This is a genomic window from Paraferrimonas haliotis (assembly GCF_002282895.1).
GTDB lineage: Bacteria > Pseudomonadota > Gammaproteobacteria > Enterobacterales > Shewanellaceae > Paraferrimonas > Paraferrimonas haliotis.
Map to the genome: position 1 here is coordinate 1 of NZ_NRRB01000011.1, position 11,484 is coordinate 11,484.

The 11,484-nt window shown below is 43.1% G+C and carries 8 protein-coding genes; 5 read left to right on the forward strand and 3 right to left on the reverse strand.

Going from position 1 to position 11,484, the window contains the following annotated elements:
* Both CLC91_RS14710 and tetR read right to left on the reverse strand, forming a co-directional pair.
* On the reverse strand, positions 1 to 541 hold a 541-nt coding region (locus CLC91_RS14710), incomplete at its 3' end, for a transposase zinc-binding domain-containing protein (RefSeq protein WP_198950938.1).
* Positions 542 to 719: 178 nt separating this feature from the next.
* A complete protein-coding gene (gene tetR / locus CLC91_RS14715) occupies positions 720 to 1,322 on the reverse strand; it encodes a tetracycline resistance transcriptional repressor TetR (RefSeq protein ID WP_000113092.1) in 603 nt (200 codons plus the stop codon).
* Between the two features lie 80 nt (positions 1,323 to 1,402).
* On the opposite strand from tetR, the gene tet(59) reads away from it, so the two are divergent.
* Entirely contained in the window at positions 1,403 to 2,605 is a 1,203-nt protein-coding gene (tet(59), locus tag CLC91_RS14720) for a tetracycline efflux MFS transporter Tet(59) (protein ID WP_001031679.1), read from the forward strand.
* A gap of 540 nt (positions 2,606 to 3,145) precedes the next feature.
* Here tet(59) and CLC91_RS14735 read toward each other — a convergent pair.
* Positions 3,146 to 6,151 (reverse strand): Tn3 family transposase, encoded by a 3,006-nt coding sequence (locus CLC91_RS14735; RefSeq protein ID WP_095498757.1) that lies wholly within the window; start codon positions 6,149 to 6,151, stop codon positions 3,146 to 3,148.
* Positions 6,152 to 6,510: 359 nt separating this feature from the next.
* Here CLC91_RS14735 and CLC91_RS14740 point away from each other — a divergent pair, with 359 nt between their 5' ends.
* From CLC91_RS14740 to CLC91_RS14755, 4 genes are all read left to right on the forward strand, one after another.
* Positions 6,511 to 6,876, forward strand: coding sequence for a diacylglycerol kinase (locus tag CLC91_RS14740; protein WP_095498756.1), 366 nt, complete (start codon positions 6,511 to 6,513; stop codon positions 6,874 to 6,876).
* Positions 6,873 to 8,522 (forward strand): phosphoethanolamine transferase, encoded by a 1,650-nt coding sequence (locus tag CLC91_RS14745; RefSeq protein WP_095498755.1) that lies wholly within the window; start codon positions 6,873 to 6,875, stop codon positions 8,520 to 8,522. Before CLC91_RS14740 ends, CLC91_RS14745 begins: the two co-directional genes overlap by 4 nt.
* A gap of 12 nt (positions 8,523 to 8,534) precedes the next feature.
* Complete coding sequence (locus tag CLC91_RS14750; protein ID WP_095498754.1) at positions 8,535 to 10,469, forward strand: LTA synthase family protein; 1,935 nt, start codon at positions 8,535 to 8,537, stop codon at positions 10,467 to 10,469.
* Positions 10,470 to 10,729: 260 nt separating this feature from the next.
* Positions 10,730 to 11,365, forward strand: coding sequence for a recombinase family protein (locus tag CLC91_RS14755; protein WP_095498753.1), 636 nt, complete (start codon positions 10,730 to 10,732; stop codon positions 11,363 to 11,365).
* Positions 11,366 to 11,484 lie beyond the last annotated feature (119 nt).

Here is an 11,484-nt window from a genome sequence, read left to right on the forward strand (position 1 = left end):
ATCCAAAACGCTGGATCAGGGTGACCGCGCCCGTCTTGGCCACTTGGTGGGTATGGCCCGCTTTCTTGACCAGGTGCGTGGCAATGACGCGGTAAACGATGCCCAGCACCCACCCCATGATCTCGGGCCGGCTGGCAAACAGGAAACGCAGCTGAAACGGGAAGCTCAACACCCACTGACGCATGGGTTGTTCAGGCAGTACTTCATCAACCAGCAAGGCGGCACTTTCGGCCATCCGCCGCGCCCCACAGCTCGGGCAGAAACCGCGACGCTTACAGCTGAAAGCGACCAGGTGCTCGGCGTGGCAAGACTCGCAGCGAACCCGTAGAAAGCCATGCTCCAGCCGCCCGCATTGGAGAAATTCTTCAAATTCCCGTTGCACATAGCCCGGCAATTCCTTTCCCTGCTCTGCCATAAGCGCAGCGAATGCCGGGTAATACTCGTCAACGATCTGATAGAGAAGGGTTTGCTCGGGTCGGTGGCTCTGGTAACGACCAGTATCCCGATCCCGGCTGGCCGTCCTGGCCGCCACATGAGGCATGTTCCGCGTCCTTGCAATACTGTGTTTAGCAAAAATGCAAGCCGATGAACAACTCGCGATGGCAACAGCTAAAAAATTGGTAGAACAAAAACGCCAAATTGAAAAACAATGTTCTAAATAAATCCACCACTCGCACAAATCCCCCCTATTGTGCGAGCCTAAAAACACAGACACCTTATCACTGCTTTTCGAAACCATTAATCAATGCTTCTAAACCAAATAAAAAAGCCTCTGTGCCATCATCTTGATCCATAATTTGCAAAGCATCTTTTAATAGTCGAGGCATCGTATCATCTGCTATTTGTTGCCTATCATTAAGTGCTGCGATATGTTCTTGCTGCTCTAACACAGAACCTAACGTAAAATGACCAACCGCGCTTATTGCATATAACCCACATTTTAATGAAAAACCATTGTCCACCATAAACTGCAACTGCATTTCTACGGTGTCATATTGGTCTGAACTCGGGCGAGTCCCTAAATGCACTTTTGCGCCATCACGGTAACTTAATAATGCATCACGAAAGCTCAATGCATTATTACGTAAAAATTGTTGCCACGTTTCCCCAACTGCGGGTAATGAATGACGATGATTACGCTTTAGCATTTCAACAGATAATGCATCCAACAATGTGCGCTTGTTCTTCACATGCCAATATAGTGTAGGCTGCTCTACGCCCAGTTTTTGAGCTAGTTTTCGCGTTGTCAGCCCTTCCATTCCCACTTCATTTAGCAACTCTAATGCCACTGTGATGATGGTTTCTTTATCTAATCGCGCCATACTGCCCTCTCTTTTTTTCTATTGACACTCTATCACTGATAGGGATATATTCCAACTCTATCAATGATAGAGAAAAAACGATGAATAAATTTGCGATCACCGCTTTAACGATCACCGCCCTAGATGCTATGGGGATCGGCTTGATCATGCCTGTATTGCCTACATTGTTACGTGAATACGTGTCGGCTGAAAATTTAGCAAATCATTACGGTATCCTGCTGGCACTGTATGCCATCATGCAGGTTTTTTTTGCTCCTCTACTTGGCAAATGGTCTGATAAATTCGGGCGCCGACCAATATTACTACTATCTCTTGCAGGCGCTGCTGTGGATTACACTTTGCTTGCATTATCTAGCTCACTTTGGATGCTATACGTTGGGCGATTAATTTCTGGAGTTACTGGCGCAACAGGTGCGGTCGCCGCTTCTGTTATTGCTGACAATACTGCTTCACAAGAGCGTACTAAGTGGTTTGGACGCTTAGGGGCGGCTTTTGGTGTCGGGTTAATCTCTGGCCCTGCAATTGGCGGCTTTACAGGGCAATTCTCAGCTCATCTTCCTTTTATTATTGCTGCCATTTTAAATGCGCTCTCTTTTTTAGTTATTATGTTGATATTTAAAGATAATAAAATCAAAAATACTGAAAAAAACACCACAGAAACAGCAGAAAATTCGCGACCTTTCCTGCAAGTGATCAAGCCAGTCATACTATTGTTATTTATCTTTTTTATGACTCAAATGATAGGGCAAATTCCAGCAACGACATGGGTGTTATTTACGGAACATCGTTTTCAATGGGGCAGTATGGAGATCGGCCTATCTTTAGCGGGGTTAGGCATCATGCATGCCTTGTTCCAAGCATTTGTAGCGGGCGCAATCGCCAAGAAATTCAATGAAAAAGTGACGATTATTGTGGGCTTTGTTGTTGATGGAGCAGCATTCATTATTTTGTCATTATTGACAAAGGGTTGGATGATTTACCCTACATTAATCTTACTCGCCGGCGGCAGTATTGCGCTACCAGCCTTACAGGGGTTAATGTCAGCTCAAGTCAATCAAACTAACCAAGGTAAGCTACAAGGCGTTCTAGTCAGCTTAACCAATACGACGGGGGTGATCGGCCCATTATTATTTAGCTTTATTTTTGGTCAAACACTGGCAAGTTGGGATGGCTGGATATGGATGATTGGTGCGATAATGTATGTTTTATTGATTGTATTTATTTTATCTTTTTATAGAAGCACCAAAAAGATAGTTAAAATAGCGAAGCTACCAGCGAGCTAAGTTTTAGCATATCAATATTAAGTGCTATGATACCCCTATCAGATTTGCTTTTAGCACAAGATATTAAGAGACAAACCCTATGACATTACCCCCTAAAAAACCAAGAACAAAACCTGCGGAAGAAAGGCTAGATGACCTAATGAACGTATAGGAAGAATAAACGCCCTTTTCACCCAAGTCCAACAGCTTTGGACCGCAGTTGACTCTTTCGACACCCCTGCGATGCAACCCAATCCGGCTGACGGGGAGCCAGCAACGCTGAAAATTTACCCTCCTCTTTCCCACTAGCGGCTCCTTTTCCGACAACCAGCACGGCGGATCCCTGCCGCGGCGCTGTGAACGCAGCATTTTGATTGGTATCGTTGGCCTTCAGGCTCGTCAGTCAAACAGACCCAGGAGCAGCTCAGCCGGTGGCGCCCGGCTTTCGGGTAACGCCCTGGTCCCGCTGGTTTCGGCTTTGTGCTTCAGGTGATCAAGGATCTGCTTGATCACTATAGGGTCTTCAATGGGGTATAAAGCCCAACGGTACGAAAACGTACGCTAAGAAAAATCCTCTTGGTCAGTTGGCTGTTTTAATGGCCTAAGTTCCCCGTTTATCACTTGTTCGGCCAACGTAAATGAGTAATGACCTAACATGTTCACGTGTTTATAACTGAGGGGAGACAGACGCGCCATATCTTCATCTTTCAGATCTACTCCCTGACTTTCTAAATGGGTTATCGCTGCTTGCATGTAAATTGTATTCCATAACACGACGGCATTGGTTACCAGTCCTAGTGTTCCTAATTGATCTTCTTGCCCTTCACGGTAACGTTTCCGTATCTCACCTCTTTGACCGTGACAAATTGCTCTAGCAACGGCATGGCGACTTTCGCCGCGATTAAGCTGTGTCAGTATCCGTCTGCGATAATCTTCGTCATCAATGTAATTGAGCAGATATAACGTTTTGTTGATGCGACCAGCCTCTATGATAGCTTGAGCTAAGCTAGATGGACGGTCACTTTTGAGCAGAGAACGAATAAGTTCTGATGCTTGTACTGTCCCCAGTTTAAGAGAGCCAGCTATACGCATCATATCGTCCCAGTGTTGTTCTATTTTGTGGGTATTAACACAGCTTCTGGCAAGCTCTTCAAGAGCGCCATAATTTGCTTCTTTGTCCACTCGCCAGAATACGGATTCTCCTGCATCGGCTAACCTTGGTGAAAACTGATACCCCAACAACCAGAAAAGCCCAAACACCAGATCGCTTGATCCTGCGGTATCTGTCATAATTTCTACTGGATTGAGACCCGCCTGTTGTTCCAATAGACCTTCAAGAACAAAAATGGAATCACGTAAGGTCCCGGGAATGACTATTCCGTGAAAGCCTGTAAACTGATCCGAGACAAAGTTATACCAAGTTATTCCGCGACTAGAGCCGAAGTATTTTCTGTTCGCACCGGAATTGATTGTGCGGGTTGGAGTGACAAACCTCATTCCATCTGCTGAAGCCACTTCTCCGCCTCCCCATTGATGGGCGAGTGAGAGTGACGATTGATAGTCAACCAACTTAGCGTTCGCTTTAACGAGAGTTTCAGCTCGAAGATAATTTTGTTTAACCCAACTGAGTCTATGTCTTGTCAAAGCGGGAACGTGAGATTTTATTAGCGGTTCCAAACCGATATTACACGCTTCGGCCAGTAGCACTGCGCAAATGCTGACTGTAATGTCGTTGGCTCGAGCGTTGGATTCACTTATATGTGTGAACTCATCGGCAAACCCTGTGTGAGCATTAATCTCAAGTAATAGCTCCGTCAAATCAACACGGGGAAGTAATGCTTCAATTTGCTTTGAAAGATGCTGTAAACTCGGTGGGTTATCCAGCTTGTCTATGTGTGTAATAGTTAACGTTGGGCGTTTACCCGAATCATCGATTTTTACAGCTTGGTTGTCATCAAAGTTTTCCGAGACTTGTCGATAGGTTGCATCAAGTTGTTGAGTTAAAGCGGTAATAGCTTCTTTGGGATTAATGGGATGCCCTAATGAGCGGCACACCTGAATGCGATTGATTTGCCACTCGTGACCTTGCAGTAGTTTGGCTCTTGGATCTCCCCAGCGGTCACTATTTGCAACAAAAATGTCACGACGACGCAAGCTATCTTGTAACCTATCTAAAAAGCATAGGGTATAACCGCGTTTATTAACTCGTCCTTCTTTGTCCACAACAAGGCGCTTCCAAGGATTAGACACAATATCCATGGGTGCATCGTCGAGAATTTGTTTACGAGAGTCGAGTAATTGACTCAAATAATCATGAGCCTCTAATGTCATAACGCCAGCAGGTGCAGCTTCAAAGTCGATATCTTTGAATAACGAAGGTAAAAATCGTCTTACACGACCATACTGTTCAACCATTTCTTCGTGAAAGTTATCATCGTAGGGGCGAGCCAACTCTTTGATGGTGGTGATGGACTTTTCTAAGCTTTCACGGGAAAGTTTCTGGAAAATAGCAGATCGTAGATCCTCATCTTCCACGGTATCATTGAGTAACAGGACACAAACATTGGCCAGTGTAAGTGCGGATTTGTCCAGGTCTTTAAGCGTTCGTAATCGCTTTTTCTGACCTAACTTTTTTGCCTCACCTGCGATTTGAGTGATGAGCATATCCAATACGTCTAGCGCTTCATCGAGTGCAATGATTTCATACGCTTTGACGAACGCCACTAAGATAGCTTTCCGTTTATTGGTTGGCATACGCGCGATTTTATAAGCCGAAATCATCCCAGCGTAACGGGCAATATGCTTAAATCGAATCGGAGGGATCCCTGTGAAATCGAGGGACTGTATCCCAAAGGATTTAAGCGCTTTATAACGACCTACCGACTCGTTAAACGCAGGACTACTTATGTTGACTGGACCTTTTCGATATCGGTCAAAATGTGTCGTTCTTGATGTATCTGAGAGCTGGAGTAAGCAGTCTAACTGCTCGCCTTGATCACTGCTAGGTAATGCTGCTAAGCGCTCCCATAGACGGTTTTCGGAACGCTCTCTTATTTGGGAGATTAGCCGAGTTAAGGTAGATGCTCCAGGTAAAAGAATTTTGTGTTGGATTAACCATCCCGTTGCCAGGTCAAAAAGCAAACTAGGACGTTCATTACTTATCCAGCTCCGCGTGTACAAAAGACGGATAAGCCTAAATGACCAAGGCCAAGAAAACTCGCGATAGTGATATTGGGTGCGAATAAGGCTAGCATGCTCCCTTCGGGTCGTTTCCCGTTGAGCATAATCATTGAGGATCGCAATATTCGTGATACCAAGTTGTCTTGCTACAAACCTTTGCGTATTTTTCGGTATTTGCGTTAAGTCGGTCAAAAAGGTGCCAAGAAAACGTGCACAACCTAATTGTAGAGCAACCCCAAAGCGATTGTGTTCACCACGCCGTATTCCAATAAAAACTAGATCCGCTTCATCTAAGTGGAAATATCTAGCGAGTTGGACATCATTCGGATCACCTTGAAACTGCCCGTAATTGCTTTTTTGTTCATTGGTTAAGAAATCTACGGGCATTTCAATCCCTATCTGTATTAGTCAAGTGAAAAGTACAAGCCTTCGTTAGCCCAACCACTGAAGTTTCCGTATAAATAATAACTCTGTTTTAACCAGTACAACAAGAGAGTGATTTCACACCCTTACTAAAAGTCTGGGCGCATAATTTTAACCTTTCAACAATGGTAAATAATGGAACAGTTGCGGGGCTTTGTTCAACTCTTTAATTTACTGTTATTTTATTACGAATGGCCAGTGCAACCATACGCCGTCTTGGTTGTGTTGCCCTGAGTTACCATTTTTTGTGTTGTATCTTTGTTTAGATACAGGCAACATAATTACCAATAAATACTCGATATAGAAAATTAAGGAGCCTTATCTTGAAACCAGGGAAAACAGGTGTCAGCCGCATTATTGATGCAACCGATTATTCAATGAAAGGATTAAAAGCCGCTTGGATAAATGAAGCCGCTTTTAGACAAGAAGTTGTTCTAACTCTCATTTTTACATGTGTCGCTTTTCTGCTTCCAGTTGATCACATTGAACGGGCTTTGCTTATTTCTAGCTTACTGCTTGTCGTAATTGTTGAGTTGATGAACTCGGCAGTCGAAGCTGTGGTTGATCGCATCAGCGATGAATGGCATGAGTTAAGTGGTCGAGCGAAAGACATTGGTTCAGCCGCTGTTTTTGTGGCACTCGCACTTGCGTTACTAGTTTGGGCATCCGTTATTATCGAAATACTATGAAAAAAATAAATCAATTAATTCAAGGTAACATATCATTTGTCACCTTCACTTTTATTTTGGCTTTTTACTTTACTGCCATTGTTAACCTTCCTGTATATAAGGAGCTTAACAATATTTTAAGCCAGTTAGATAACGTAAAGGTTGGCTTTATTATATCAATCCCATTTTTCTTTTTGGCTGCTCTAAATTTTTTGTTTAACTTATTTAGCTGGCCATGGATTGGAAAGCCATTTTTTATCACTTTATTGATTATCTCTAGTATGATCAGTTATGCAGGTTATAACTACGGTACCTTGTTCGACTACGATATGATCGTTAACATTGTTGAGACAGACTCCAGTGAAGCTACATCATATTTAAGTAGTTATTCGATTGTCTGGACCATATTGATGGGTGTCATTCCTGCCTTACTTGTTTTCAAAGCCCCTCTCAATCCAACAATCAATCTTATTAAGTTAGTTCTCACTAAGTTAGCTTCTATGCTTGCTTCTTTAGCGGTTATTGCACTCATTGCCGGTTTGTATTATCAGGATTACACCTCTGTTGGCCGGAACAATAGTTATTTAAAAAAAATGATTATCCCTACCCAGTTTGTCTATAGTGCAACTGGCTATGTGAGAGATACTTACTTCTCTGAACCTATTCCATATCGCAAGCTCGCAATGGATGCCCGTCAAACCGCCATTGCGATGCAACAGGCACAAAGTAAACCTAACTTACTCGTTTTTGTGGTTGGCGAAACCGCTCGTTCACAGAACTATGAGCTGAACGGATACACAAGACCAACTAATCAATATACCCGAGACCTAGACATCATCTCTTTCCAAGATGTGAGCTCGTGTGGTACCGCCACAGCAGTCTCTGTTCCTTGTATGTTTTCATCATTAACGCGCCAAAACTTTGACCGTGCAACAGCAGACAGTCAAGACAACCTACTAGATATTCTAAAGCGGGCTAATGTTTCATTATTATGGAAGGAAAATGATGGTGGTGACAAAGGCGTGGCGCGTAACATTACTCAGATTACGGTAGATCGGTCTCGCCAAGATGAAATGTGTAATGGAAAAACCTGTTATGACATAGCACTACTGGAAAACTTTGATCAAGATGCTGAAGGTTTAGATGGTAATCGAATGATTGCACTACACCTTATCGGTAGTCATGGTCCGACTTACTTCCAACGCTACCCGAGAGAGAAAGCGACCTTTCTACCTGATTGTCCACGCGCTGACATTGAAAATTGCTCGGTCGAAGAAATTGTAAATACTTACGATAACACTATCCTCTATACCGACTATGTCATCAGTCAAGCGATCGAAAAGTTGGAGTCATTAGAAGATAAATACAACACGGCGTTGGTGTATGTATCTGACCACGGCGAGTCACTTGGTGAGAATGGTCTATTTTTGCATGGTATGCCCTATAGCTTAGCGCCCAATCACCAAACGAAAGTGCCATTAATAATGTGGATGTCTCCTGGTTTCAAAACCAATAAACAGATCAACTACGACTGTTTGAGTCAGCAGGCGAAAAATGGAAACTATTCACATGACAATATCTTCCACTCCATTCTCGGAATCATGGATATCGAAACCCAAGAATACGAAAAATCTCTCGATATATTCAGTACTTGTCGTCAATCGTAACTAGGTGAAAAAATGAAAAAAATGAATTTTGGTCCACTACGACCAATACTCGCCTTTGCACTTGTTGCTTTTTGCATACTAACAGTATCTCGTATGCTACTTGCACTATGGATGGCAGAGCGAGTTTCTTCTTCTGAAGGTTGGGGAGCACTTATTTTACAAGGTGCAAGGGTTGATATTGCGACACTATGTTGGCTATTCATTCTGCCAAGTTTATTAGCATCACTTCTTCCGGTGGATGGCATCATAGGTAAAATCTGGCGCTTAGCTTTACGCGTTTGGCTTGTGTTCGGCTTGTGGATCCTCGTTTATATGGAGCTCGCGACTCCACCTTTTATTATGGAGTACGACTTACGACCAAACCGCCTGTTTGTCGAATATCTAATCTATCCAAAAGAAGTATTCAGTATGCTTTGGGTTGGATACAAACTCGAGTTATTCATTGGCTTGGTCGGTTCAACTATGACTCTAGCACTTGGCTGGCTATGGAGCGGTAAAATAACTCGGACAACAAAGCAATTCAAATGGTATTGGCGTCCTGTGCTAGCGATTATTGTGGTTTTACTTGGCGTATTAGGAGCAAGATCTACATTGGGGCATCGTCCACTAAACCCTGCAATGGTGGCGTTTTCAAGCGATCCTTTAGTGAACGATCTGGTACTGAACTCATCATATTCACTCCTTTTTGCAGTGAATAACATGAAATCAGAGCGCAGCGCAGAAAAGTTTTACGGAAAAATGGCCCAAGACAAAGTAATAGAATTAGTAAAACAATCTTCTGCTAAGCCTGAACGCTTTGTTCCTGGCTCCTTGCCAACCTTGAATCAAAACATCGCAAGCTATCAAGGGAAGAAAAAGAACTTAGTCATTCTTCTCCAAGAAAGCTTGGGAGCACGTTTTGTCGGTGGAATGGGGGGGCTACCTCTGACTCCAAACCTAGACAAATTACTTAAAGAAGGCTGGGCCTTCAACCAAATGTATGCCACTGGCACACGCTCAGTTCGAGGGATCGAAGCAATAACCACAGGTTTCCCACCTACGCCATCACGTGCCGTTGTTAAGCTAAGTAAAAGCCAAACAGGTTTCTTTACCATTGCTGAGCTACTCAAAAATGAAGGCTACCACACTCAATTTATTTATGGTGGCGAAGCTCACTTTGATAACATGAAAAGCTTTTTCTTAGGTAATGGCTTTGAAGATATTGTTGAAGAGAAGGACTATCAGAGTCCAAGTTTTAAAGGCTCTTGGGGCGTTAGCGATGAAGATCTTTATACCAAGGCGCATCAAGAATTTACTCAATTAAATAAGCAAAATAGGCCTTTCTTTAGCTTAGTTTTCACTTCAAGTAATCACAGTCCATTTGAGTACCCAGAAGGAAAAATTGAACCTTACGATAGCGAATATAACACGCGTAACAATACGGTAAAATATTCTGATTATGCGCTTGGAACTTTCTTCGATAAAGCTAAGCAATCTAAATACTGGGACGACACCGTTTTTATTATCATCGCAGATCATGATGCGCAAGTTCACGGTTCGCAATTGGTACCGGTGAACCATTTCCATATCCCAGCCGTCATTTTGGGTAATGGCATTGCACCAAGGATAGACGAACGCTTGGTAAACAACCTAGATATGCCTCCAACTCTGCTATCTCTGATCGGAGTAGACAGCGTATCACCGATGATAGGTCGCGACATGACGCAACCGTTAGCCAGAGAAGATGAACGAGTAATGATGCAGTTTGATAAAAACTATGGTTACCTAACACGCGACAACTTAGTTGTCTTCTCTCCAGGCGAAAAAGTATCAAGTTATACGTATAACTTTGATACCAATGAATTAACGCCAGCTCAGGTAGAACAAAGTGTTATAGACCGAGCTAAAGCCAACGCTTTGTTTGGCTCTATGGCTTATAAAAATAATTGGTATAAATCGGACAATTAAAAGCTGCTGAGAAATCACAAAAAGACTAAACCACACCAATAAAAATTCACTTAATACTCAACGGCCAAAATAAAGATATCCTCCCCTTCAAGGGGAGCGATATTATTTGTATGTTAATTACTGATTCAAGCGCTTAATAATGTAAGACTTTTAAGTATATCCTATGATCACAGATAAAAAGTGGCAGTTTTTATATATTTGTCATAACCTATATGGCACACCACTTTAGATCATAACTTAAATGTCACTTAAGGCAGATTATGTACATCTTTGGCTACCTTAGAGCATCAACTAGCGATCAAAATGCAAAACGAGCACAAAAAGTCTTACAGGAGTTTGTACAGCAAAAAGGCTGTCGAATAGCAGGTTGGTATGTTGAGAATGAATCGGGCGCATCATTGCAAAGGCCTGAATTACTCCGATTACTTGATGATGCTGCAACAGGGGATGCAATCATCATCGAGCAAATTGATCGACTTTCTCGTCTTGATGAGGAAAGTTGGTTCAAATTAAAGGAAATGCTGAACCAAAAGGATCTTAAGGTTATCAGCCTTGATTTACCGACCAGTCATATCGCTTTTGCACCACATATTACCGATGAGTTCACTCGCTCTATGATCAGAGCCATTAACGGGATGATGATGGATATGCTCGCAGCGATTGCAAGAAAGGATTACCAAGATCGTCGTCGTCGACAAGCTGAAGGTATCATGAAGGCGCGAGAAGAGGGAAAATATCGTGGACGACAAGCCGACCTTCAGCTTCACGAAAAAATCTATCAGCTAAGAGTTATCAATAAGCTGAGTATCAGTGATACCGCGAAACTCACCAATGTTTCAGATCGTACAGTCATTCGCGTTGCTAAGAAGTTGGCAAGTGAGCGTTCTGCGGAATAAGAAGCTTAGCGTACGTTTTCGTTCCATTGGGCTTCATACCCCTCAATGCAGGCGATGACTTTCATGGCGCCGCCGCAGCCGCTGCAGGTCTCGATGTCGATATTGAAAACACGCTTGAG